Below are 26159 nucleotides of genomic sequence, written 5' to 3'. Positions count from 1 at the left end.
CTCCTACTCATATATCGATAGCCGTCCCACTGATCGCCCGTGTATCATCCGCCGCCAGGAAGACGGCCACGGCGGCGACGTCCTCAGGTTCGAGCCAGCGGGATACACCAGGATACATTCCCTTTATCCTTTCCGTACCCACCAGCCCGGGGCAGATGGCGTTAACGTTGATGCAGTAGTCCTTCATCTCCAGGGCCAACACCTCCGTCAAGCCGATCACGCCGAACTTGGAGGCACAATAAGCCCCCAGGCCAGCTTCGCCCCGCCGGCCCGCCCGGGAAGCGATGTTAATGACCTTGCCCCGTCGCTGGGCGATCATATGCGGTAAGACCGCCCGACAGCAAAGGAAGATGCTCCTCAGATTGATGTTCAGCACCGCATCCCACTCCTCCAGACACGTCTCGAGAAGGGGCTTGCGCAAGCCGATGCCGGCGTTATTGACCAGAATATCTATGCGGCCGAACCGAGCAAGAGCATCCTGAACCATCCCCTTGACCTGCTCCTCCACAGCGACATCGGCCACAAGGGGAAGAGCTGCGCGTGACAAACCCTCAACCTCTTCAGCTACCCGTTTCACATCGGCTGCTGTGCGGGCGACGGCCACAATATGGGCCCCTTCCTTGGCGAAGGCGAGGGCGATGGCCCGACCGATTCCCTTCCCCGCCCCGGTGATGATGGCTACCCTATCCTCGAGCTTCACTCCCCACTACCCCAGCAAGTTGCAGAGCACCCCGGTTGCAGACACTGATACAAAGTCCACAAGCGGCACACTTAGCCCAATCTATGACCAAAGCCTCCCCTTGAACACTGAGCGCCCCCTCGAAGCAAGAACGCAAACATAGCCGGCATAGGCTGCATCTTTCCATATCCACGACAGGCCTAGCCTCGTAGAGCACCTGCCGTTCTCTGACCCTCTTACGAGTCAAGCCGCGCCATTCATTTATATCCTTGACCCCTCTCCCTTCCAGGTACTTGACCAGGTCGGCCGTAATCTTATCGAAGACCTCCAGTCCATTCAGAAGAGCGGCGGTGCAAATGCCAACCCCCGTGGCCCCAGCCATAATCATCTCGATGACATCCTCATAGGTACTTACCCCACCCACAGCTATGACCGGTATATCCATGAAGCGGGAGATCTCATAGATGTACCACAAAGTCAGCGGCTTGATGGCCGCGCCGGAGAGGTAACCAGCCCCATCCTCGCTGCCCAGGGCTGGCAAGCCCGTATCGATATCAATCTGCAAGCCCGGCCCCACCGCATCCATGGCCGCTAGAGCATCGATACCGTACCCTTGTAAGCGCTTTAAGACCTCCTCCAGGTTCGGTATGAAGGGCACCAGCTTGACCAGGAGGGGCACTTTCAAGCGCGGACGGGCCAGGCGGACGGCTTCGATCAGCTCCTCGACGTTATAATCACAAAGGGTGATCATATCCGCCCCTTCGGCGGCCAGGGTTTCAGCAAATTCAGCTGCCATCTGGGGAGTGATATAGTTTTTGGCGATGCTGACGATCAGGGGCACATCAATGTCCAGCGAGCGAATCTCCTGGCGCCACTGCTCGAAGCCAATATCGGACCAGTCGGCATTTAATAACGCCTTTCCCATCTTGGCCATGTAGGGGCTAGGGGAGATCGCCCTCGCCGGGCGAATGCCCTTAGTCGTTATCGCCCCCAACCGGTGCTTAGCGGCCCGGCGGATCAGTTCCGCTCTACCGGAAAGCGGTCCCTCCGTCAAAATCAGTGGATTGCGCAGCTTATGGCCAGCGATCTCTACCGAAAGGTTAACCCTATCTTCCATGCAGAATCCCCTCTCCTTCGTATACGTTGAACGTTTCCCCCAAACCCCCGCAGGGGGTTCAAGGTGGCCCTGCGGGCTTTTTGCACTCTGGGGCGCATCCCCAGACCCCTGCCAAAAGGGCTGCACCCCCTTGGAACCCCCGCTAGTCAACAGTCTCCTTCAAGCCATTGATCCCACTCTGGAGAGCAGTCGCTCCAGGGCGCGCTCCGCCTCGGCCAGGACACGACGCTCATCCAAACTGGTAAACTGCCCCTTTCGCAGCAACACCTGTCCATCAATGATGACCGTATCCACATCGTGACCGCGGTGAGCATAGACCAGCGCTGAGGACGGCTCGCTTCCCCTCGTGGGATTGGCATGAGGCACCTGACGGTTGAGGAGAACGATGTCGGCCCGTTTCCCCACCTCCAGACTACCAATTTGATCTTCCATCCCCAGAGCCCTCGCCCCACCAATAGTGGCCATCTCCAGGACCTGTCCAGCGGGCATGGTCCGTGGGCCCAGGCGTGGTTTCTGAATCAGTGAGGCCAGGCGCATCTCCTGAAAGATATCCAGATTGTTGTTACACGGTGCGCCATCGGCCCCCAAGGAGACGTTGATGCCCATCTCCAGCATCTCTGGAATGGGAGCGATGCCAGAGGCCAGTTTCAGATTGGATGAGGGACAATGAGACACGTTTGTCCCTGTTTCCTTAATGATCCATTTCTCCTCATCCGTCACCCAGATACAATGAGCCAGGACCAGGTTCTTCCCGGTTAAGCCAAGGGAATGCAGATAGACCACATCACTACCTCTTGGAGAGGACGACCACTTCTCCGTCAGCGCCCGGCTCTCGGCAGCGTGGGTGTGGATAATTATCATATGCTCCTTAGCCAGTCTGGCCACTGCGGCAAGGAGCTCCGTCGAGGTATTGCCCGGACCGCGGGGGCAGAGGGCGTAACGCAACCGTCCATTCCCTTTCTCGTGGAAGGCGAACAGGAGACGCTTCGTCTCCGCCAGAGAATCGGCCGTGCTCTCACCCACCATCCCCGTTCCCAGCTCCACCACATCCATCATGGCCTTGCCGCTGTGGGCCCGAAAACCGCTCTCCAGGATAGCCTGGAAGACAGCATCCGTGTGATTGACCGTTTCCATCGTGAGGGCAGTGGTGGTACCACTCTTGATCATCTCGACGATAGAGAGCAGCGCTGAGCTGTAAAGCGATTCCTCATTATGGCTGCTCTCCAGGGGCCAGATGCGCCTGCGCAGCCAATTGATGACGTCCATATCATCAGCCAAACCTCGAAAGAGGGTCTGACAGAGATGCACATGCGTCTGGATGAAGCCGGGGAGAACCATCCTGCCCTGGGCCTCGATGACCGTATCCGCCTCCGAACATTGGCTGGCTACCTCCCGAATGAGGCCATCCTCGCAGTACAGGTTGCCCTCATAGACCTCTCTGGTGGCATTCATGGTGACCAATAGTCCGTTGCGAATTAGCAACGAGCCCATCAAACGACCTCCACTTTAGGATTAAGGGCCTGTCGTATCTTCTCTTTCGTGGCTGGCAGCTCAGTGATGCGCACCCCTACAGCATCGTAGATGGCGTTGATGATCGCCGGAGCAGCAGGGGCCACGGCCAGCTCGCCCATGCCCTTAGCCCCATAAGGACCAAAGGGGTGATAATCCTCCACCAGAATAGGGGTGATCTCAGGTGTCTGCCTTATAGTGGGAAGCCGACACTTGGCCAGGGTATCGGTGATTACCCGTCCATTGTCCAGCTTAAATTCCTCCGAAAGGGCATAACCCATCCCCATCACCACCCCTCCTTCGATCTGTCCCTCCGCCCCGTGAGGGTTGATGACCTTGCCCGCGTCGTGAGCGGCGATGACCTTCATCACCTCTACCTCCCCGGAGGATTCGTCCACAGCCACGATGGCCACATGCGTGGCAAAACAATAGGAGAAATGGAGACGATATTTTTCCGGGTCCCCTCCCACTGGCAGGTCAGCTGACTCAGGGAGAGGATAAGTTTGAGGGGCGACGTAGCGATGTTCGGCTCGCAGCCTCCAACCCCTCGTCTGGGCTAAGGCAGACAGGTCCTTCCACGACAAGAGGAGGCGTCCCTCACCCTGGTCGATAAAATGTCCCCCCTGTATAATGATGCGGGATGGATCAAGCTGAAATTCATCCGCTACGAATGAGACGAGCTGTTCTTTGAATCTCTCTGCGGCCCGCAAAACGGCGTTGCCGGCCACAAAGGTCTGGCGGGAGGCGGTGGTCATGCCTCCCTCAGGGGCCTCCTTTGTATCACCAGCCTGGACAATCATGTGATCATAGCCCATACCTATGGTCTGAGCGGCAATCTGCGCCAGAACCGTATCAGAGCCCTGTCCGAGGTCAACTGCCCCCACACGGAGGAGTACCCTCCCCTCATCAGTCAATTCTATGATTGCCCCGCCAGCATCCTCCATACCGGATCCCAAGCCGACGTTCTTATAGGCACAAGCTATACCTACACCCACTTTCTTGCCCGGTTCAGCCTGAATGCTTGTCGTCGTCAGGGCCTCCTGTACCCTGGATATAGTCTCCCTTAAGCCCACGCCGTGCTCCAACCGATCACCGGTGATCGTCGCCCTGCCTACATCCAAGGCATTAATCTGGCGCAGATTGAGAGGGTCCATGCCCAGTCTACGGGCTATTAAATCCATATGCGCCTCCGAGGCGAAGGCCGGTTCAGGACAACCGAAGCCGCGCATCGCCCCACAAGGGACATTATTGGTGTAAACGGCATAGGCATCAACCTTCACGTTGGGAATAACGTAGGGACCACAGGCGAACTCGGCCGAACGGAAGAGCACGGCCTCACCGGCAGAGGCGTAGGCTCCTGTGTCCCCGATGATTTCCACCTCCGCGGCCACCAGTTTGCCGTCCCTGGTCATTCCCGTTTTGTAGCGCAGGTATTCAGCGTGCCGCTTGATCCGCACGCGCAACGATTCCAGCCGGGAAAAGACCATCTTCACTGGCCTTTTGGTGTGCAGGGCCCCTAGAGCACAAAGGATCTGAACCGTGACATCCTCGCGTCCTCCAAAGGCTCCCCCCGTGGGCAGATGGATGATGCGCACCTTCTCCTCGGGCAGGGCCAGCGAGGCGGCGACCTGGCGGCGGTCGTCCCCAGGGCCCTGACTACCAACCCAAATCGTTACGCCGCCGTCCTCGTTTGGAGCAGCGAGCCCAGCTTCCGGTTCCAAATAGGCGTGGTCAATAAAGGGGGTGAAATAGGCCTGCTCCACAATCACGTCTGCCTGAGCGAAACCCTTGGCGACGTCCCCTTTGCGCACCTTGATATGGGCCAGCACATTACCACTCTCGTGAATGAGAGGGGCGTCCGGCTCCAGCGCCCGCTGAGGGGTAGAGACCACCTCCAGGGGACGATATTCCACCTTTGTCCGCTCCAGGGCCGCCTCAGCCACCGTCTGGCTCTCAGCCAGGACGAGGGCGAGGGCATCCCCCACATATCTGACCTTCTTATCGGCCAATACCGGTTGGTCAGGGATAAGCAGGCCAAAGGCGTTCCGCCCCGGGACATCCTTGGCCGTCAGCACGGCCACCACCCCAGGTACCCTTTCTGCCTCACGCGTATCAATAGAGATGATCTCCGCATGGGGATACTGACTGCGCAAAGCCCGGGCATAAAGCACATGGTCGATGGTCAGATCGTCAGCGTACTTCGTTTCCCCTTTCACCTTGGGAATAGCATCAATTCGTGGTACAGGACGGCCGACCACCCTAGAATCTGGGGGGAGCTCGATCCCGGCCGGTTTCTTCTCCCCACGCAACATCCTGGCTGCCTCCTGCACGGCCTCGATGATCTTGACATAACCTGTGCAACGACAAAGGTTTCGGGCCAGGGCCTGTTTGATCTCCTCCTCAGTGGGATCAGGACAGCGATCGAGGAGGGCCTTAGCGCTCATTATCATGCCTGGGGTACAGAATCCACACTGAACAGCCCCACAATTGACGAAGGACTGCTGGATGGGGTGGAGCTCGTCACCCCTTGAAAGCCCCTCGATGGTTTCCACCCTTTTACCGTTTAAGCGGGACATCTTCAAAAGACAAGAACGCACCGCTTCCCCATCGACGATGACCGTACAGGTGCCACAGTGTCCCTGGGCGCAGCCGTTCTTGGTACCGGTCAGCTGCAACTCTCCCCGCAGGAAAGTAAGCAGGGTAGTATTCGGAGAGACATAAGCAGACACAGGCCGACCGTTCACAATCAGAGAAATAGCGATCTTATCCAAAACCCTTCCTCCATTTGCATCTTCCTCGATTATCTTTGCGGAGGGGAAGGAGGACTCTGCGAGGACACCTTCCCGGTTTATCTTTCGGGACGGGCTCGCCAATATGAGCCGCTCTTGGGCCAGGGGGCAGCGATCAGTTCCCTCGTCTCCGGTCCGGCCCGTTCCAGAAGGTCCTGCCGCATATGGCGAGCCCTGGACAATACGGCCTTCTCATCCATCGTTTGCACCACCCGATTCTCCATGACCACCTTCCCATCAATGATGGCAGTCACCACATCGCTTCCCCGTGCGCTGTAGACCAACTGGGGAACAACTCTGGTAGTATCTAACAGATGAGGTTGAGCGAAATCGACGATGATGCAATCGGCCCGTTTGCCAGGTTCAAGGGAGCCCACCTGGTCAGCGAGTCCCAATGCCCTGGCCCCATTGATAGTAGCCATAGCCAGGGCCTGCTCGGCCGTCACGGCCTCAGCATCCAATTTGGCCACTTTATGCAGGAGGGCCGCCGTTTTAGCCACCTCGAACATATCATAGGTGTAGCTGGCCGCCCCATCAGTACCAAGCCCCACACAGATCCCCCTGGCGAGCATCTCTGGAACCGCGGCAATGCCATAGCCCAAATGCATATTGGCCACTGGGCAATGGACCACCTTGCTTCCCGTCTCGGCCAGGATCTCCACCTCCCCTGGGGAGAGCCAAACCGCGTGGATGAAGATTGAATCAGGTCCAGTTAGTCCTAGCGAGTGGAGATATTCCAGATCGCGCATCCCATAGCGCTTATAACAATAGGCGATGATATCCTGCCAGCCCGCCACATGCGTGGCTATGGACAGGCCCATCTCCTTGGCCAGAGCGATCGTTTTCTTCAAAAGGCGGTCGCTGATGTCCTCCGTAGAGCCAGGACCGAGGGCCACCATAGTACGGTTTTTTCCATGCCAATCTTGCACGAAGCGCCGCGACTCGGCGATAAGGGCATCCTCCCGGCGCACCATGGTCATGTACTCGGACTCAATGCGTTCACCGGCGAAGGTCTGGTCCAGAAGCCCGTAGACGATATGGCTTCTAAGGCCAGCCCGGTCGAGCGCCTGAGCGACTAAGCGAATGTTCTCGAAATCAGTATGCAGATACCAGTGATCGGAAACGGTAGTCGTACCGCTCTTGATCATCTCCAAGGCGGCCAACTCGGCGCTGGCCGTGGCATGTTTTGGCTCCATCTTGGAGACGATAGGAAAGAGATAGCGCCAGTTCCAGGGATCGAAGTGCATGTCGTAACCGATGCCCTCGATCATGGCTTGATAAACATGGGTATGACCATTGATCAGTCCTGGGAGGACGACGCAGCCATCTGCCTCGAGGCACTTCTCTGCCTCATAGTCCAGATGTTCCCCCAGGGCGACGATCACCCCCCCATCCACGGCCAGGTCTCCCCGTTCAATGACCATACGTCTCTCATCCATCGTGACGATGGTTGCCCCCCGAATCAGTAAATCAATCATCATCCACCACCTCAAATGTGCCCGGGGATTATCCCCGAAAAATCCTCTCCGCATTTTCGGAGAGGATACGGCGAGAAACCCTGATCCTTCATTTCAGAGAGACCCCCTCGCGATCCCTCTAAGGCGACAGGCCGTATCAGTCCTTCTCGTACGGACGACCAATGGCCGCTGGGGCTATTGCTCGGCCTATAAAGCCGGTCACAGCGATCAGCGTTAACACATAGGGCACCATCTGGAGGAACTCCGGAGGGAGGGGGACTCCCATCGCTTGAGCCGACATCTGCAAGGCATCAGCAAAGCCAAAGAGAAGGCAGGCTATAAGCGCTCCGACCGGCTTCCAATTGCCAAAGATCATCGCCGCCAGTCCCATGAAGCCGCGCCCTTGAGTCATAAGCTGACTGAACTGTGACAATTGACCCACCGAGAGATAAGCACCACCGATCCCAGCCAGAACCCCGCTGGTGATCACACAGGCATAACGTAGCTTGAAGACATCAATCCCCGCTGTATCTGCTGCTCTCGGATGTTCCCCTACGGCCCGAATCCGCAGGCCGAGTGGCGTCCAGAAGAAAAAGATATGACTTATGAGTACCAGCAACAGAGCAACATAGACCAGGGGATTTTGCGATCCCAGAACCGGCCCCACGATGGGAACATCAGAAAGCAACGGCAGCCGGACTGTAGATAGTCCGGGGACGAGGGGAGACATGCCATATTGTCCCCAGATCCTCACCAGGAGAAAGCCAGGCAGCCCGGCCCCCAGAATGTTAATGCCCGTAGCACTCACAATCTGATCAGCCTTAAACTTGATACAAACTACAGCGTGAATGGCCGCCGTCAGCCCTCCAGCGATCATAGCCGCCAGCACTCCTAACCAGGGATCATTAGTGAAGAAGGAGACGACGACCGCCACGAAGGCCCCTATGAGCATGATCCCCTCAAGGGCAATATTCATCACCCCCGAACGCTCGGAGAAGAGCCCGCCGATGGCGGCATAGATGATTGGTGTGGCCAGCCGCAGGGTGGCCGCCAGAAGGCTAAGATCGATCAGTTGACTCAGCAGGTTCAAGGACGACAACCTCCTCCCGACGGATTGTAAACAGGTAGCCCACCATCCGACTGGCCGCCACAAAGAAGATGATGAGCGCTGAAAGAATCAGGATCAGGTCCTTGCTGATGCCAGCCGCCTGTTGCATCAGGATGGAACCTGCTCTTAACGAGCCAAAGAGCAGGGAGGCCAGGACCACCCCCACGGGGTGGAGCTGGCCCAACAGGGCGATAGCGATCGCATCGAAGCCGTAGCCAGGAGAGAACTGGTCATAAAAGCGATAATGCAGGCCCAAAACCTCAACGCCGCCGGCCAGGCCGGCCAAACCCCCACTTATGGCCATGGCCAGAACCATCGACCGGGATACGTTGATGCCCCCATACTCAGCAGCGAGTGGATTCGCACCAACGGCCCGAATCCTGTAGCCCAGTCTGGTCCGGAAAAGAAGGTACCAGACAATCACTGCACAGATGAGGGCCAGAAAGATCCCCGAGGTGAGGCGTGTCCCCTCAATGAGGCGGTCCAGGCGAGCGCTTTCTTCCACCGGCGGCGTCGCCGGCAGCTGTCCCGGTGCCCGCAAGGAACCCCTTACACCGACGAAGAAGCCGGTGATCTTAAAGGCAATATAGTTCATCATTATAGTGCTGACGACCTCATGCACACCCAGCCTGGCCTTAAGGTACCCGGGGATGGCCGCCCAAACCGCCCCCGCCCCGACAGCTATGAGGAGAGCAAGGGGAAGGTGAACGACCTTCGGCAAACCGGTAAGGGCGAAGCCGACCCAAGCAGCAAAGAATCCCCCCAGGATCAGCTGTCCTTCTATACCAATATTGAAGAGGGAACAGCGAAAGGCCACGGCCACACCCAGTCCGGTGAAAATAAGGGGTGTAGCGCTGAGCAACGTCTCCCCTATGTTACGCTTATCACCAAAGGCCCCCTCCCACATGGCCGCATAGGCCGCCATAGGGTTGTCTCCACAGACGATGAGGATAAGAGAACCCACGATTACAGCGAAAAGGACAGCTAAGACGGGCATGAAAACGTTCGTCAGCCCTTTCATCCACTTGCTGTCAGACCGTAGGGAGGCCAGCCTAGCCATCAGCTCTCGCCTCCTGCACCATCTCCGCACTGACCCCAGCCATCCACAGTCCCAGCTGCTCCTCTGTCGCTTCGCCGGCCGAACATGACCCGACGATCTGTCCCTCGTACATGACCAGGATACGCGTACTCAAATCAAGGATTTCGCTCAATTCCAGGGAGACGAGCAGGACCGCCCTGCCCTGGAGCTGTTGCTCCACCAGTCGCTGGTGCACGAACTCCGTCGCCCCTATGTCCAGACCACGCGTGGGCTGAGCGGCGATCAATACCTTAGGGGAGCGTTGAAACTCACGAGCCAGGATTACCTTTTGTTGATTCCCTCCCGAGAGGGAACGGGCCGCTACCGCGTAGCCAGGGGTGCGAATATCGAAGGTCTTGATCAATCTATCAGCAAATTCCGTAGCATTGACATAATCTAAGGCCACCCTTCCAGCGAAGGGGGGATCATCCTGAAAGCCAAGGATGAAATTTTCCATCAGGGAGAAGTCGAGAATAAGCCCCCTGCGGTGACGATCCTCCGGGATATGAGCTATACCGGCCTGAAAAAGCTGCTGGGGTGAAAGTCCGGTGACCTCTCTGCCATCCACGAAGATGCGGCCGGCGGTGGATTTACGCAGACCAGTAAGTACCTCCACCAGCTCTGTCTGACCATTGCCAGCTATGCCAGCTAAGCCGATGATCTCACCGAAGCGAATCTCAAAGGAGACGCCCCTGACAGCTGGTAGACCACGATTATCAACAGCATGCAGATTCTCCACCTTAAGCGCCACCGGTCCAGACTGCACGGCCGGTTTCTCTACCTGCAGGAGAACATCGCGCCCCACCATCATGCGCGCCAGTTGTTTTTCGTTGGTTTGGGCCGGTCTGACTGTACCAACGACCCTTCCATCTCGGAGGACAGTGATGCGATCCGCTACGGTGAGCGCTTCGTTCAACTTGTGGGTGATGAAGATTATCGTGTGCCCCTCTTTTTTCAGATTGTTCATAACCTCATAGAGCTCGCGTACCTCCTGGGGCGTCAAAACGGCCGTTGGCTCATCGAGGATCAGGATATCAGCCCGGCGGTAGATGGCCTTGAGGATCTCTACCCTTTGTTGCATGCCGATGGAGATATCCTGTACCCGGGCGAGAGGATCGACCCGCAGCTGGTATCGTTGGGATATCTCCGTGACGATCCCCGCTGCAGCGTGCCGATCCAAGAACCCCCTCCTGGAGGTCTCTGCGCCAAGGATGAGGTTTTCAGCGACGGTGAAGGGAGGGATCAGCATGAAGTGCTGATGAACCATGCCGATGCCCTGAGCGATAGCCTCATGGGGGCTGGAGATTTGGCTGCGCTGGCCGCGCAGCCAAATCTCCCCACTATCGGCATGACAAAGTCCATAAAGGATATTCATCAGCGTCGTCTTACCAGCGCCATTCTCGCCCAGAAGACCGTGGATCTCCCCCTGTTCAACCTCCAACGTGATATGGTCGTTGGCCAATACAGCGGGGAAGCGCTTAACGATATCCTTCATTACGACCGCGGACGCCAAAGAGAACCTCCCTACAGCTTGGGTGGGGTGAAGGTCTTCAATTCATCCAGGTTCTTGGGGGGAACTACCTGGCCGCCGATCACCATCTCCTTGAGCTTCGCCACCTTCTGCATGACGTCAGCGGGGATATACTTGCTCTCGGCCAGACCCATTCCACCATCTTTTAGACCGAATTGATGGACACCACCCTTGAAGGTGCCTGTGGCCACGCCCTTACAGGCATCGGCCACAGCACTATCGACCCGCTTCACCACGGCCGTCAGATGATTATCTGGCGCCAGGTTACTCTTGTCCCTATCCACAGCGATAACCCAGAAGCCCTTGCCCTTTTCCTTGGCCGCGCTGAAGACCCCAACGCCGCCACCACCGGCAACCTCAAAGATGATATCGGCTCCCTTAGCAAACTGAGATAGGGCCATCTCTTTCCCTTTCGCCGGGTCAGCGAAGGAACCCACGTAGCCGATCAAGACCTCAGCGTTCGGGTTCGTAGTCTTTATACCAGCCTGGAAGCCTGCCTGGAAGCGCACGACAGGGGGGATCTCCATGCCTCCCACGAAGCCGATCTTATTGCTCTTAGTGAGCAGACCGGCCACTGCCCCACCAAGGAAGGCCCCCTCCTGCTCCTTGAAGAGCAAGGAGGCCACATTCGGGGCATCCACCTCCGCATCGACTAGGGCGAAATGGCTGTTCTTGAACTGTGGAGCGACCTCCTTCATGCTATCCACCAACAGAAAACCGACGCCCACGATCAGGTCAACCTTCTGCTGCGCCAGGCCGGTCAGGTTAGGGACGTATTGGGCCTGTTCGCGAGACTCGACAACCTTCGTTTGTGATCCGAACTCCTTCTCGGCCATCTTCAACCCGGCGTAGGCCAAGTCATTGAAACCCTGATCACCGAGTCCACTCTGGTCAGTGACCATGGCGAAGACGAGCTTCTTGGTCGGGGTTGGGGCCGGCGTAGGAGCAGCCGCAGGCGGCTTAGTTGGTGTGGCCGCCGCTACAGGGGCCTTCGCTGGCGTCGCCGTCGGCGCGGGGGCAGCTGGAGCGCAGCCAACCCCCACCAGAGCGACCATAAGGGACAGTAAGACCACTACAGTTAGCAAGTGGAAGCTATGTCTCATTCCTTTCCTCCTTCACGTACTTTTTGCCCAGGCTACGTTTGTTACCATTATACACGTGGATCTCTTTCCCTAGAACCACCTCCTTACCCCATAGTCTTGCTGAGGCCGTCAAAGAGGCAATCACCAACTTATCCCCGCCCCAGCTCGGCGATGATCAGCGTTTGCAATCTCAACAGCTCTACTTAGAACCTCACACCTCGATCTTCCCCCGCCAAGGTATCGCTATGCCCTCAATAAAGCCCATCGCGAAAAATAAGATGGTAGTCGTGGCAGCGGCAAGTAACATCGCTGCCCAAAGGACATCAGTCTGAAATTGAAAGGTGGCTATGATCAACAGGTAGCCCAGACCACGATTGGCACCGATCCACTCAGCCACTATGGCCCCCAACATACTCGAGGTAACCGAGATCTTCAGGGCCGCAAAGAGATAAGGCATTGCGGAGGGCACGCGGAGCTTCTGGAAAGTCTGTATTGTAGTAGCATTGAAGACGTGCATCAGCTCAAAGGCCGAGGGCTCCAAGGCTTCCAATCCCTTAATCACATTGACCAGGGTAGGAAAGAAGCTGATGATAGCCGCGATAGCCACCTTTGGCTGCCAATCACTACCCAGCATCAGGACCAGGATAGGGGTGATGGCCACGATGGGAATGCTGCGTAGGGTAATAGCGAAAGGGTAAACGGCTCGCTCGATAGTACGGTTATAGACGAACAGGACAGCCAGGAAAATAGCGATCCCATTGCCAAGGACGAAGCCACCCATCGCCTCCAAGAGGGTAACTAAAAGGTTCTCCATAAGCCACCACCACTGGCTGACCATGGTGGCCCAGATAGTGCTTGGCTTCGGGATAATGTACTCCGGGAAGCGGCAGATCGTCTGCACCACCTGCCAGACGAACAAGACCGCTACGATGATCAGTATCGGCACAGCAGAGCGACGTGTCTCCTTTAATAGCCCCTGCCACCTGGTTTGTAGGGGGAGCTCCTCTTCGACGACAGTCTCCATCTCTTTAATGATGGCCTCATCCAAATCAGGCATTTGTCTTCCCTCTTTCCCTCACCAATATCTTTTTTTTAGGCGGCTAAGCACCGTCGCACCTTAGTGACGTGGTCATAAAACTCTTGACTGTCCTTAATGGCCTCCAGCCTGGGGCGAGGCAGGTCAATCTTGACGATCTCCTTAACCCGCCCTGGCAAGGGCGCGAAGACCACTACCCTATCAGAAAGGTAGACGGCTTCAGGGATGCTGTGAGTGACGAAGACGACGGTAGTAGTGGTGCTCCCCCAGATAGTCAGCAGCTCCCGATTCATCCGCTCCCGGGTGATCTCATCGAGGGCACCAAAGGGCTCATCCATCAAGAGGACAGAGGGGTTAGTGGCCAGGGCGCGGGCGATGGACACGCGCTGGCGCATACCGCCGGAGAGTTGACGAGGATAAGATTGCTCAAAGCCAGATAAACCAACCAGGTTGAGCAAGCCCAATGGCTTACTCTGACGCTCCTCAGAAGGAGTGGTCAGGATCTCTAAAGGCAGCTGCACATTGGAGAGGGTCGTTCGCCAGGGGAGGAGAACGGCATCCTGGAAGACGAAGCCGAAGTCATAGTCCTTTCGGGCCTGCGCCGTCGTCTTCCCCTTCACCCGGATCTGCCCACGGGTGGGCTGAAGGATATCAGCGATCAGGCGCAACATAGTCGACTTACCACAACCTGATGGACCAATGAGGGTGACGAACTCATTCTCGGCAATATCAAAGGTAACCCGCTCCAAGGCCCGCAGGCGTCGCTTACCGGTCTCGAATTCCATGGTCACATTTATGACTTCGATGGCTGGTATCATTAGTATAATTCTCCCTTGGTTAATGGCCCCCTGTTGCCTTCCTAAGGCTTATCGGCCAGGCAGGAGCAGGGAATAATCTCTATCCTGGTTAGCTGCTCGCTAAGGCAGCTAACCAGGATAGACATCCTTTGAAGATCCTAGCTACACCCCGGTCGGTAAGATCGGCGTAGGCTTGTGTACCTTCTGCAAGAAGTCCATGGTGAATACTTCGTCAATGTTGAACAGCTTTGTGATTTGCTTGTACTCATACAACATCTTCATGCCAAAATCCCATACCTCCCCGCTCATCCAGGCCATACCATGCTTTCTGGTCGTCTCCGTCAGTATGAGGGGTATCTGTGTATCCATCTGAAACCTCTCCACGGCCGGATCTGCTCCTTTAGCATACTTATTCACTACCAGATCGATGGCCTCTTGCTGGTGTTCAAGGGCGTACTTCCAGCCCCTAAGTGTGGCGCGCAGGAAGCCCTCAATCTTCCCTGGCTCCTTGGCTATCAGCTCATCGCTAGCAGCATAGATCATGGCATGGAAGCGGATGCCAAGGTCGTAACCCAATATGCAGCTCCACTCCTTTCCTGCCTTTTGCACCAGGTAAGGCTGGTTCACGATCCACGCACTGCAAGCATCCCATTGCTTCATAATTAGTGGTGTGACATCGTAGCCTTGACCGACTATTTTTACATCCGTTGGCGACATGCCATGCATCTTCAGTAGCATCTCAAGCATATAGCGGGCTTCTGGTGTCCACGCGACAACTTTACCCTTAAGATCTTTGACACTCTTAATGCCTGATTCTTTAAGGGATAGTAGACAGAAGGGAAGTTTCTCATACTGAGCCCCGAAGGCTTTGACTGGTATCCCTCGGCTGCGGGAAGTAATTACCATAGCTCCGCTACTGGGTACACCAACATCTTCGGAACCAGCTGCCACCAAGGCTATTGGGTCGATCCCAGCTCCACCGGTGCGGATATCCACCTCCAATCCCTCATCTTTGTAGTAGCCCTTGTCATCCGCTACAAACATACCGGCATATTCAGTACACTTTGTCCAACCCAAGCGCGCCGGAGCCTTAGTTAAGGACTTGGGCGCGGCTGGCGCACAGCCTGTAAGCCCGGCCAAGGCCCCTGAAGAGAGGGCTAATGTACCCCCGAGGGCAAGCGCCGACTTGAGGAAATCCCTCCTTGACAGGGGAGATAACACGACACCGACTCTACTCCCTTTCATTTTTGTGTTCCTCCTACACAACCCACAACGCTCGGACTACAACGCAACTTTCAAACTAACAGGGCACAGATTCTCTTCTTCCTCCCCCAACTGCTTCTCTTTTTCCCGCGGCATCGCCTCCTTTCTCACTTGCTCGAAAGCGGATGGTCAAACCTGGCTTCTCTACGACTGCAACCCGGCTCGTCTTATCAGTCTGGCCGTTGCCGCCTGCACGGTGGCGAAGACCTCCTCCTCGTTCAAGGTCATCACCTGCCTACTCTCCATGAGCACCTGTCCATCGACGATGGTTGTATCCACATCACCGGCGTTGGCCGAGTAGACCAGATGCTCAACGATGTTAGACGGCCTATCCAGCAAAAGCGGCCAGAGATGCGGCTTTCTCAGATCGACGATAATGATATCAGCCTTCTTTCCCACCTCCAGGGAGCCAACCTCTTCAGCCAGCCCCAAACAGCGGGCCGCACCGATGGTGCCCATCTCCAGCATCTTAGTGCAAGGCAGCAGGGCTGCATCCTTCTCCTGTAGCTTTTGCAGAATAGCCCCAAGGCGCATCTCCTCGAACATGTCGAGGTTGTTGTTGCTCAAATTGGAATCGGTACCCAATCCCACCCTCACCCCTGCCCTGAGCAGTTGGGGGATCGGGGCTATCCCCGCGGCGAGCTTCATATTGCTCGTCGGGTTATAGGCTACGGCCACATCTCTCGCTTGCAGGATGGCTATATCCTCCTCAGAGAGATGAACACAGTGAGCTGCTAGGAGGGATGGTCCAAGCACACCCGAATCGTCAAGGAGCCTGACTGGCGAGACGCCGTGCTGCCGGTACATCGTCTCCACCTCCTCCCGCGTCTCGGCCAGATGGGTGTGGATCCCGACCCCATATTCGGTGGACAGACGCTTGATCTCCTGGTACATCTCGGGAGAGCAGGAATAAAGCGCATGGGGACCGAACCAGGCCTGGAGGCGACCCTTCCCCTTCCATCTCTGCACAAACTCCATGCTTGAATCAAGGCTCTCGCCCACGCCAGTGGGGTGCTCAATAATTTGAGGGCTGAAGATGGCCCGCAACCCCGACTTCTCAGCCACCTTGGCTGCCTCCTCTGGGAAGCGGTATATATCGATGAAGGTGGTGATGCCCCCCTTGATCATCTCCAATTGATTGAGCAGGGCCGCGGCATGCATGGCCTCCGCCGTGTAAGCCCTATCCAGAGGGAAACAGATCTCCGCTAGCCAGCGCATCAGGGGCAGGTCCTCACACACTCCCCGTGTCAGGGTCTCGTGCATATGCGCATCAACCAGCCCAGGCAAGACGACCTTACCCCTGGCATCAATGACCCTCTTGGCTGGCTGGCTCAACCCCTCACCTAAGTCGACGATCTTCCCCTTGTCGACGGCCAGAGAGCCCTCCAGGATGATCCGTCCCCCGGCATCCATAGTCAGGATCAAGCCCCCCCGGATCAAGAGATCAAGCATGGACCCTCCCTTGGGCCAGGTCGAGGGCCGTCAGGGCATAGACCTTCGTGGCCCAGAGCAATTGCTTGACGCTTAACCTTTCGTCATCAGCGTGGGACAGGACCGTATCCCCCGGTCCATAATTGACCGTGGGAATGCCTAGATCGTTGATCAAGAAGTCCATATCCATATAACCATCGCTGTAGGCCAGGGCTGCCTCCTCTCCCACTACTAAGGGATGGTTCCTCCGCAGAACGGAGATGAGGGGGGAATCGGCCGGGATCGTGGCCGGCTTAAGTCCCCGCTCCCGGATAGGCTCCCACCGCCAGTCCGGCCTGGCCACCTCCAGGCTCGCCTTGAATTCTGCATCAGCCGCGGCTAAGCCGTCCAATATTCCTTGCATCCCAGCGAGCACCTCCGCTGGGGTCTCTCCTGGGACCATCCGTCGGTCCAGCCAGAGGCAACAGCGATCGGGGACGTTATTGTAGGCCGTGCCCCCTTCAATCAGTCCGATATTGAGCGTGGCCCTGACCTCCCCTACTGCCGGGAGATGAAGCGAGGGGAGCGGTACTTTACATAACTTATCTATCACCCGTGTAGCCTTGACGATAGCGTTGATTCCCAGCCAGGGGCGTGAGCCATGGGCCGTCTTGCCCGTGACGCAGATCTTGACCGGCAGCGTACCCTTACAGCCGATGACTAATTTAAGATCAGACGGTTCAGTGACGATGGCCCAGGAAGCCTGCAAACCATCTTCCACAAGCCCCATGCTTCCCCTGTGCTCAGATTCCTCATCGATGACCGCGGCGATAGCTACGCTCTCATCCAGTGGCACCCGCGCCTCGGCCAGGGCCTTGATCGCCATCGTAGCAGCGGCCAGCCCACCCTTCTGATCAACGGACCCCCTGCCCCAGATGTAGCCATCAACCAGGTCGCCACTGAAGGGGTCTTTCATCCCCAGGACTGGTATGGTGTCCGTATGCCCATGGAAAAGAAGGGCTATCTTCTCCGGTCGCCTCTTGCCCTCCAGGATACCAAGGACGTTGAGACGGTTCGGAGAGAGCTCTCGTTTCTGCACCCGTAGCCCCATCCCGGCGAAGAGGTCGGCCAGAAAGCCGGCCAGCCTACTCTCATGGCCAACCTCGCTGGGGATGCGAATCATAGCTCGGGCGAAATCAATTACTTCGCTCTCGTTGATGGCCTCCAATAGACGTTTTCCTTCCATCAGGGGAGAGGCCAGTTGTTCTTCTCCCATAGAAGTCTAGCCTCCTTTCGACATTCTGCTATCACCTGGGCTTCATCCACCGTCTTTAGCTCCCCATGCCTCACGACGATATTCCCATCGATGATGACCATATCCACGTCTCCCCGCTCACAGGTACCGACCACGTAGCTGGCGACGTTATGCTCGAAGAGGGGAACCGTGCTCCGAGCATCAGAGATGAGCACAATATCGGCCTTCTTCCCCACCTCCAGGGAGCCGATCTCGTTCTCCTTCTGCAAGCATTTCGCCCCCTCAATCGTGGCCATCTCCAGGACCTGAGCATCGGGCAAAATCTCCAGGTTTTCGTAACGGATGCGGTGGATCATCTGAGCAGTGCGCATTATTTCAAACATAGAGTGGGTTTGTCCATCGGTTCCCAATCCAACTGTAACCCCCGCCTTAAGCAGGGGCATCATATTTGGCCAAAAGCCGAAAATGGCGTTAGATTCGGCGTTATGGGCCACCTTTACATCATATTGGCGAAATATTTCCGGGTCCTGTAAGGGATCTATGTAGCTACAGTGGAACAGGAGGACATCCGGGCCAAGGAAGCCGATATCCTCCAGATACTTGACTGGCCGTTGACCAAACCTTCTGGTCGTATCGAAGGTGTGCCACCGATCGTCGGCCAGATGCATCATCAGACCAGCACCCAATCTGTTCGCCTCCTCCCGCACCTGCTTGAGCAGCTCTGTCGGACAGGTAAAGGTGGTATGCACCCCTAAGCGTCCCTCCACCCGTCCCCCTCTCCGACGGGCTTTCTCAACGAACCTGACGTTCTCCCCCAGTCCCAGTTGAGCATTCTGCGGGCTGATGCGCCCCGTCGTCTCGAAGGAGATGACCCCCCGCATGCCCGATTCCATCACGGCCTGATCAACCATGTCCAGGGCACCTGGCAGGGCATAGGACCCTTCCGCCGTATCTGAGGTCGTGGTGATTCCGCTATGGATGTGCTCCAAACAGTTAGCCAAGGTTCCGATGTAGAGTTGTTCTCGGGTGACCTTATCCTCTAACAACGGCAGCCAAAAACGCTCCATCCAGGAGATGAAGGAAAAATCGGCCTTCTCGAAGCCGGCATAGGGTATGCTGCGCACTACAGCGCTATAAAGGTGGTTATGGGTGCTGACGAAGCCAGGGATGACGACCATCCCTTTGGCCTCTATCACCTCATCTCCAGGACCGACCTCGCCCACCTCTTGCGCTGTCCCTATCCCGGTGATGCGATCGCCTCGGACAAGAAGGCAACCATCCCTGATGATCCTCTTCTCCTTGTCCATAGTGACGATCAAACCATTCTTGATGAGCAGCATTCTCCTCCTCCACAAACAAATTCCGATCGCTAGTTGAATACCCGCCGCATATAACTGATGGCCATCTCCGTAGCCGACGCATCATCTGGCTTGGGCAAGATCTCGGCCGAGACAAAGCCGCTGTAGCCGATCTCAGACAGGGCACGGGCCACTTCAGTAAAATCCAGATGTCCACAACCAGGGGCCCACCTATTGCTATCAGCGAAGTGGACATAACTAATCCGCTCTCCAGCAGTGAGGATGGCTTCGCGGAAGGAGACCTCCTCAATGTTCATATGAAAGGTATCCATCAAGAGGGCGATCCCCTTGCGGTCGATCTCCTTCAGAAACGCGAGGGACTCAGCCACGGTATTGATAAAATTCGTTTCGTATCTATTGATCGGCTCCAGGGCCAGGGTTACCCCCAGGTCGGCAGCGAAGGAGGCGCACTCCTGGATGCCCCGCCTGGCCCATCCCCTTTGCCTTTTTCTCAACGATGCATCTTCCCGAAGCCGTCCCCGAATTAAGCCCAGGAGCACCTGAGCACCAAGGCAAGAGGCTAGTTTTATCTGTTCCTTCATTCGCCCCACGGCCTTCTCGCGCACGGACTGCTCAGGATCAACAAAGCTCAAACCGTCCTCCAGATAGGCCCGCCCCGTACCAATGGCCGAAACTCGTAGATTGTAATCCCGTAGCAATGCGCTCAGCTGCGCGATATCAATGTCGGTCGACCTGCACAGGGAGAGCTCCAGGCCGTCGTAGCCCAGCTGGGCTATCTTTCTGACCCCCTCTACGAGGTGACCGGCAAAGACCAGGGGGGCAAAGCGGCCCTTATGGGGTGAGATGGCTATGCTTAGTTTAGGGGAAGTAGACAACCCCCTATCCCCCCTCTATATCAGCCAAGGATACCATCCGGCAGTCCTGCCACGCCGCCTCCAGTTGTTTCATCTTTTCCAGCCGCTTACCGTGTCTTCCCCCCTCATACTCCGTCTGAAGCCAGGTGGATATGATCTCGAAGGCGTGCTGTGGCGGAACAAGCCAAGCCCCCAGGACAAGGACGTTCGCATCGTTATGCTCCCGACTCTTCTTAGCCGTGAACAGGTCGTGACAAAGGGCGGCCCTAACCCCCTTAATCTTGTTAGCGGCGATGGACATGCCCAGGCCGGTTCCACAGATGAGGATGCCTCTGTCATATTCGGCTGCAGCCACGCCCTGGCCGACAAGGTAAGCGAAGTCTGGGTAATCAACCGGGTCAGCTGAGTGTGTCCCAACATCGGTGACCTCCAGCCCCTGGCTGCGCAAAAAGGCGACGAGCTCCCGTTTCAACTCCCAACCGACATGGTCGGAACCGATGATGACCTTCACCCTACCTCCTTAGCCCTAGTCGAGGCGAAATTGCCCCCCCCAAGCCTCCCGCCATCCGCCGGAGGCGGACTCCTGTTTTATAAAGATGGCGGAGGAGCAGTTGATCCTCGTACCACTAAATGAGTCTCCAGGACGATGTCCTTCTTCTCGGCGCCGGGGCCGCTATCGACCATCTGCATCAGGCGCTGGGCAGCGATCCTGCCCATCTCCACTTTGGGCATAGCTACAGTGGTCAAGGGCGGATCGGTATAAGCAGCTGGGGGGATATCATCAAACCCCACCACCGAGATATCCCTCGGCACACTCAGCCCACGGTCACTGATGGCCTTAAGGGCGCCGATGGCCATGATGTCGTTGTACGCCAGAACGGCCGTGATGGGCGGCTTCAGGGACAACAGGTGCTGCATGGCCTCTTCCCCAGCTGGATAGCGGAATCCTCCGTGGACAACCATCTCCTCCACGAACGGTAGGCCATGCTGCTCCAGGGCCAGCCGGTAGCCGTGCAGTCGGCCTGCACTGTGGGTCATTGGAAATGGTCTGGCGATAAAAGCGATCCGACGATGCCCCAATCTTATTAGATGCTCCGTCGCTGCGCGGGCACCCTGGGTATTATCGGCAGTGACCGTATCCACCTCGCTGGCCATATCCATTGGCTTACGGTCAGCCAGAACTACCGGTATCTTATGTTTAAGCAGCACCTGAAGTGCCTCGCTGGCGGGGCTAGATGGGATAAGGATCACGCCATCCACTCGCTTGGAGCGCAGCACGTGCACATAGCGCAGCTCCTTCTGAGCATCGTAGTCGGAGTGACACAAGACCAGGCTATAACCGAACTGAAAGCCAGTCTCCTCCACCCCCTTAGCCACCTCAGCGAAGAAGGGATTAAACGTATCCGGAATGATCAGGGCGATGGTCAGTGTTTCCCGTCGGCGCAGGCTCCCCGCCAGGACATTGGGCTGGTAATCGAGCTCCTTGATCACTTGTAGAACCTTCTGGCGCGTCTCCGCTGCGACTTCAGGCTTATTGTTAATGACGCGCGAGACGGTTTGATACGATACACCGGCTTGGGCAGCCACATCCTTGATCGTTACCGGTGGCACTTCTCTTCTCCCTAAGGACTCGCATAGGGCTGGTCGGTGTAGAGGGAAGCGATGGTACATACAACCAACCCTTAAGAAAAAATCGCCCGAATGTGAACGTTCACATCATAGCGGGGGGACCGGAACTTGTCAAGTTCTGAGCAGTTTCCTGTGGTCCATTTCTGCGTTCATCCTCTCTTGGCCAACAAGTTCGGCCGATAGCTAAAACCAGCGGATGGTCATGATTTTGTCATCGGTGAAGAAGCGAATCGCATCCTGCCCCTGACCGTGGAGCACGCCGAAGAAGGAGTCTCTCATGCCCCCAAAGGGGAAGAAGGCGACAGGTGCGGCGATGCCGATATTGACCCCAATGTTCCCGCACTCTACCCGATAGGCAAACTCCCGCGCCAACTTGCCACTCTGAGTAAAGATGCTCGCCGCATTGCCAAAGGGGCTGCCCGCGATGATGCGGTAACACTCTGCAAGGCTCTCTACCTGCATGATGCCCAATACTGGCCCAAAAATCTCCTCGCGCGCGATGGTCATGTCAGGCGTGACCTCGCCAAAGAGGGTGGGCCCGACAAAGTAGCCGTGGGGGAAATCGGGCACCTGGATGCCCCGACCATCGAGGAGCAGATTCGCTCCCCCCTGGATGCCCTGCTCGATGTAGCCAAGGATCCTCTCCTTGGCCTGCCGCGAGATGACCGGGCCCATTTGCGTAGCCTGATGCAGACCATAGCCAACCCTCAATCCGGAGGCGGCCTCAACCATTCGTTTCCCCAGCTCCTCAGAGACGCCACCGACGGCCAGAACCACTGACCCTGCCAGGCAGCGCTGTCCAGCACAGCCATAGGCCGAGGTCATAATCACCTCCACCGTGCGCTCGAGGTCTGCATCAGGCATGACGACCAGGAAATTCTTAGCGCCAGCCTGGACCAGCACACGCTTACCGTGGGAGGCGCTATAACTGTAGACATGCTTGCCCACCGGCGTTGAGCCGACAAAGGTTACCCCTTTGACCCTGGGATGGGCCATGAGCGCCTCTGCTACCTCACTAGCGCCGTTCACCAGGTTCAGGACACCCTTGGGCAGACCGATCCTGTCCACCAGTTCCGTGATGAAGCCCTGGGTGAGCGGCGTTTGAGGGGAAGGCTTGACCACAAAAGTGTTGCCAGTAGCGATGGCATAGGGGGCAAACCAGTAAGGAACCATTGCCGGAAAATTGAAGGGAGCCAGATGAACAAAGACCCCCAACGGCTGTCTGAGGGCAATGGAATCGATGCCCTCGGCGATATCTTCAGCGTTGTACCCCTGCATAAGTGAGGGAATGCCACAGGCAACCTCCACATTCTCAATAGTGCGCCGCACCTCACCCTGAGCCTCAGCGAGGGTCTTGCCGTTCTCCATTGTAACGAGTTCGGCGATCTGGTCAAAACTGTCCTCAAGGGCCTCCTTCAGGCGGAACATATACTGGGCCCGGCTGATCGGAGGCGTCGAACGCCAGCCCCAGAAGGCCTCGTAAGCGGCCTCAACGGCTTCGTTGGCCTCGGCCACTGTGGATATAGGGACGCGGGCGATCGGCTCGTCAGTGGCCGGGTTCATCACGTCAAGAATCACTTCGGACTTGGACGTGACCCATTCTCCTTTGATGTAGTTTTTGAGTGTGCGCAGTGCTGGGCTCATTCTACAACCTCCCCGTTCCGAGATGATAACCCTTAACTACCTTCCCTTTCCAGATGACTGGCGAGCCCGCAGGGCAATCAATACCTTCTTCGGCCATGCGGGCAGTGAGGTGACCCAAACGCCCAGAGCGTCGTGGATGGCCTTGACCATACGAGCATTTGCATGTCCCACTCCTCCTGCGGACGGGTGAATAAGTCTCTACAGCTGTTGGCCAGATTGACGAAGCTCGGCCAGCCCCTTGACACTGGCCGCTGCCAGCATACCTATGTCCGTCCAATAGACGATGACCCTCATCCCCTTGGCCATCCAGAATTTGAGGGTCTGTACGTCTCCCACGTGCATCCCTGAGAAGCATCCATGCCTCCGGCTGGCATCCACCACTTTTTGGCAGGCATCAGCCAGCAGCGGGTTGCTCAGGTCCTCAGGCACGCCGTAAGAAAGGGCGAGGTCGTTCGGGCCAATGACCGCCGCGTCCACACCGGGGACCGAGAGTAGATCATCAATGTTCTCAACCGCACGTTGGCGTTCGATCTGGATAATGATCAGGTTTTCCTGATTGGCGTGGCGGGTGAATTCCAGCTGGTCTGCGGTGCGGTAATCGTTGTGGCCCTTCACCACCGAGCAACCCCTCTCACCAACCGGCGGGTACTTGGCATAGCGGACGATCCGCTCGACTTGGTCTCGTGTTTCAACACGAGGGACCATGACCCCCTCTGCTCCCGCATCAAGGGCGCGGGCGATCCAAGGATATTCGTCATTGGGAACACGCACCAGAGGGCAGACACCGGTCAGGCGGATCACCTTGATCAGATCAGCGATAGTCTCCATATTATATGCGCCATGCTCCATGTCCACGAAGATAAAATCAAGCCCAGCGTTGGCCAGAATTATAGGGACTGCTGGAGAGCGTAGTTCTTGGAGCATCGTGCCAAAGACCGCTTTTCCCTGGGCAAGCACTCCGCGGAGCCTGTTGGGTCGCATCTCAGGCGGTGCCTCCTATGGCAAAATTCTTCGCTGGGGCCAGACTTCTGGATTGATCAAGAAAGTGGGGCACTCCCCACGAAATACCTTAAGGACTTCCTGGACCACCGTGATCCCCATGCGGGCCCGCCCCTCAGCGGTGAAACTGCTCACGTGCGGGGTGACTACCACATTCTCCATCTGGAACAGGGGATTGTCGGGATGCGGAGGTTCCTTCTCAAAGACGTCCAGTCCGGCTCCGGCGATCTGCCCATGGCGAAGCGCCTCTATGAGTGCCGCTTCATCCACCACTGGCCCGCGAGAGGTGTTGATCAGGAACCCACTGGGCTTCATCGCAGCGAGTTGGGGCCTGCCGACCAGGCCGCACGTGTCCTCGTTCAGAGGCGTATGGATGGTGACCACGTCGGAGCGAGACATCAGCTCCAATATACCCGCGACGGGTTCCATTCCTTGCTGGCAGACCTGTTCTGGATCCACATAAGGGTCATAGACCAGGATCGGGCTATCTAGGGCCCTCTGACAGATCTCGGCCACCCGCCGGCCGATGTGTCCGAAGCCCACCACACCGACTGTTTTGCCCCTCAGTTCGCTACCGACCACTTGGGTGCGAATCTCAAAGTGTCCCGCACGCAGCGCGTTCTCTACTACCCGCATCCGTTTGGCCAGCATCAGCATCATACACAGCGTGTGCTCGGCGACGGATTCGGTAGGGGCATCTGGCGTATAGACGACTGGAATGCCAGCACAGGTAGCCGCCTCCACGTCCACGCTGTCCGTGCCAGCACCCGGCCGACCGATCACTTCCAGGCGCTGGCCGAGTTTGATCTCGTGTGCCCGGATGGGGAATCCGACGGAGACGATGACTCCGTGCACGTGAGGCAACAAGGCCCTCAGTTCGTCCAAGGAGGCCTGGTACATTTCAAGCGGTTCGACCTCTTGCCGGAGCAGGGCCATAGCCTGGGGATGGATCGGCTTGTCGAGCAGTACTTTCTTCATTTTATTTCGACTCACCTCTGTGAGATGGCTTCCGAAGCGAGCACAGCATTCGGGTTAGGCGTCGATGCCCCAGGTTTGGCTTGCTGGAGATGGATTTCGGTGACGCTCAGCAGACGGCGCATTGCCGCCTCCGCCTTGGAAGGGTTGTGCTTGCGGATCGCTTCCAGCACCTCCCGGTGATACTTGAACCCGGCCGCAGTGTGGGGGACAGCCTTAATGAACGTCTCTAAGGCTGAGCGTAAAATTTGAGCGAAACGCAGTAGTAGCGGGTTATCAGCGGCGCTGGCTAGGGCCAAGTGAAAGCGGATGTCAGCCTCCTCGTAGAGCCTAGTGTTGTGGTGGCGAAAGGCGTCAGACATGGTGTCAAGAATCTCGGACATTTCCTCAATTTCTTCGTCTGTGGCGTGCAATGCCGCGACGCGGGCCAGCCCAACTTCCAGGATATGGCGTGCCTCCATAATCTTTTCGACTTGCTCGGCTTTGAGGAAAACCGACCAGTCAAAACTCTTAGAAATGGGGTTCAGGGGCGATTCGGTCACAAACATCCCGATGCCGCGGCGAATTTCTATGATGCCTATCGCCTGGAGCGCTCGGAGGGCCTCGCGGAGGTGAGTCGAAATAAAAT

Annotated in this window: 22 protein-coding genes; all 22 read right to left on the bottom strand. The window is 57.1% G+C overall.

What is annotated here, in order from left to right:
* Positions 1-7 precede the first annotated feature (7 nt).
* Positions 8-700 (bottom strand): SDR family oxidoreductase, encoded by a 693-nt coding sequence (locus M1136_08740; protein ID MCL5075712.1) that lies wholly within the window; start codon positions 698-700, stop codon positions 8-10.
* Complete coding sequence (locus M1136_08735; GenBank protein MCL5075711.1) at positions 684-1796, bottom strand: hypothetical protein; 1113 nt, start codon at positions 1794-1796, stop codon at positions 684-686. The genes M1136_08740 and M1136_08735 overlap by 17 nt, the downstream gene beginning before the upstream one ends.
* Before the next feature lie 159 nt (positions 1797-1955).
* A complete protein-coding gene (locus M1136_08730) occupies positions 1956-3287 on the bottom strand; it encodes a 5'-deoxyadenosine deaminase (protein MCL5075710.1) in 1332 nt (443 codons plus the stop codon).
* Positions 3287-6076 carry a molybdopterin-dependent oxidoreductase gene (locus M1136_08725; protein MCL5075709.1) on the bottom strand — a complete coding sequence of 930 codons (2790 nt, stop codon included), beginning with the start codon at positions 6074-6076 and terminating at the stop codon, positions 3287-3289. The genes M1136_08730 and M1136_08725 overlap by 1 nt, the downstream gene beginning before the upstream one ends.
* 77 nt (positions 6077-6153) lie before the next feature.
* The gene (locus M1136_08720; GenBank protein ID MCL5075708.1) at positions 6154-7575 is read right to left on the bottom strand and encodes an amidohydrolase; all 1422 of its coding nucleotides are present in this window, start codon (positions 7573-7575) and stop codon (positions 6154-6156) included.
* Between the two features lie 133 nt (positions 7576-7708).
* Positions 7709-8635, bottom strand: coding sequence for an ABC transporter permease (locus M1136_08715; GenBank protein ID MCL5075707.1), 927 nt, complete (start codon positions 8633-8635; stop codon positions 7709-7711).
* The gene (locus tag M1136_08710) at positions 8610-9719 is read right to left on the bottom strand and encodes an ABC transporter permease (GenBank protein ID MCL5075706.1); all 1110 of its coding nucleotides are present in this window, start codon (positions 9717-9719) and stop codon (positions 8610-8612) included. The genes M1136_08715 and M1136_08710 overlap by 26 nt, the downstream gene beginning before the upstream one ends.
* Entirely contained in the window at positions 9712-11250 is a 1539-nt protein-coding gene (locus tag M1136_08705; protein ID MCL5075705.1) for an ABC transporter ATP-binding protein, read from the bottom strand. Before M1136_08705 ends, M1136_08710 begins: the two co-directional genes overlap by 8 nt.
* An 11-nt stretch (positions 11251-11261) precedes the next feature.
* On the bottom strand, positions 11262-12371 hold the full coding sequence (locus M1136_08700; GenBank protein MCL5075704.1) for a BMP family ABC transporter substrate-binding protein: 1110 nt from the start codon (positions 12369-12371) through the stop codon (positions 11262-11264).
* Between the two features lie 190 nt (positions 12372-12561).
* Entirely contained in the window at positions 12562-13407 is an 846-nt protein-coding gene (locus M1136_08695; protein MCL5075703.1) for an ABC transporter permease, read from the bottom strand.
* 35 nt (positions 13408-13442) lie between these two features.
* On the bottom strand, positions 13443-14204 hold the full coding sequence (locus M1136_08690; protein ID MCL5075702.1) for an ABC transporter ATP-binding protein: 762 nt from the start codon (positions 14202-14204) through the stop codon (positions 13443-13445).
* 141 nt (positions 14205-14345) lie between these two features.
* Complete coding sequence (locus tag M1136_08685) at positions 14346-15428, bottom strand: ABC transporter substrate-binding protein (GenBank protein ID MCL5075701.1); 1083 nt, start codon at positions 15426-15428, stop codon at positions 14346-14348.
* 162 nt (positions 15429-15590) lie between these two features.
* Positions 15591-16898, bottom strand: coding sequence for an amidohydrolase (locus tag M1136_08680; GenBank protein MCL5075700.1), 1308 nt, complete (start codon positions 16896-16898; stop codon positions 15591-15593).
* A complete protein-coding gene (locus M1136_08675; GenBank protein ID MCL5075699.1) occupies positions 16891-18132 on the bottom strand; it encodes a M20 family metallopeptidase in 1242 nt (413 codons plus the stop codon). Before M1136_08675 ends, M1136_08680 begins: the two co-directional genes overlap by 8 nt.
* Positions 18102-19451 carry an amidohydrolase family protein gene (locus tag M1136_08670; protein MCL5075698.1) on the bottom strand — a complete coding sequence of 450 codons (1350 nt, stop codon included), beginning with the start codon at positions 19449-19451 and terminating at the stop codon, positions 18102-18104. The genes M1136_08675 and M1136_08670 overlap by 31 nt, the downstream gene beginning before the upstream one ends.
* A 29-nt stretch (positions 19452-19480) precedes the next feature.
* Positions 19481-20305, bottom strand: coding sequence for a sugar phosphate isomerase/epimerase (locus tag M1136_08665; GenBank protein MCL5075697.1), 825 nt, complete (start codon positions 20303-20305; stop codon positions 19481-19483).
* A 4-nt stretch (positions 20306-20309) separates the two neighbouring features.
* Positions 20310-20795, bottom strand: a complete 486-nt coding sequence (gene rpiB, locus M1136_08660; GenBank protein MCL5075696.1) for a ribose 5-phosphate isomerase B — start codon at positions 20793-20795, stop codon at positions 20310-20312.
* A gap of 77 nt (positions 20796-20872) precedes the next feature.
* On the bottom strand, positions 20873-21895 hold the full coding sequence (locus M1136_08655) for a LacI family transcriptional regulator (protein MCL5075695.1): 1023 nt from the start codon (positions 21893-21895) through the stop codon (positions 20873-20875).
* Positions 21896-22096: 201 nt separating this feature from the next.
* Positions 22097-23557, bottom strand: a complete 1461-nt coding sequence (locus M1136_08650; protein MCL5075694.1) for a CoA-acylating methylmalonate-semialdehyde dehydrogenase — start codon at positions 23555-23557, stop codon at positions 22097-22099.
* A 198-nt stretch (positions 23558-23755) separates the two neighbouring features.
* A complete protein-coding gene (locus tag M1136_08645; protein ID MCL5075693.1) occupies positions 23756-24538 on the bottom strand; it encodes an aldolase/citrate lyase family protein in 783 nt (260 codons plus the stop codon).
* A gap of 15 nt (positions 24539-24553) precedes the next feature.
* Positions 24554-25534, bottom strand: a complete 981-nt coding sequence (locus M1136_08640; protein ID MCL5075692.1) for a hydroxyacid dehydrogenase — start codon at positions 25532-25534, stop codon at positions 24554-24556.
* 11 nt (positions 25535-25545) lie between these two features.
* Positions 25546-26159, bottom strand: a 614-nt coding sequence (locus M1136_08635; GenBank protein ID MCL5075691.1) for an FCD domain-containing protein, incomplete at its 5' end; no start/stop codon positions are given.

The organism is Chloroflexota bacterium (genome assembly GCA_023475225.1).
Lineage (GTDB): Bacteria > Chloroflexota > UBA6077 > FW602-bin22 > JAMCVK01 > JAMCVK01.
The sequence above is the reverse complement of the archived record's forward strand: the minus strand, read 5'-3'. Positions and strand labels throughout refer to the sequence as shown.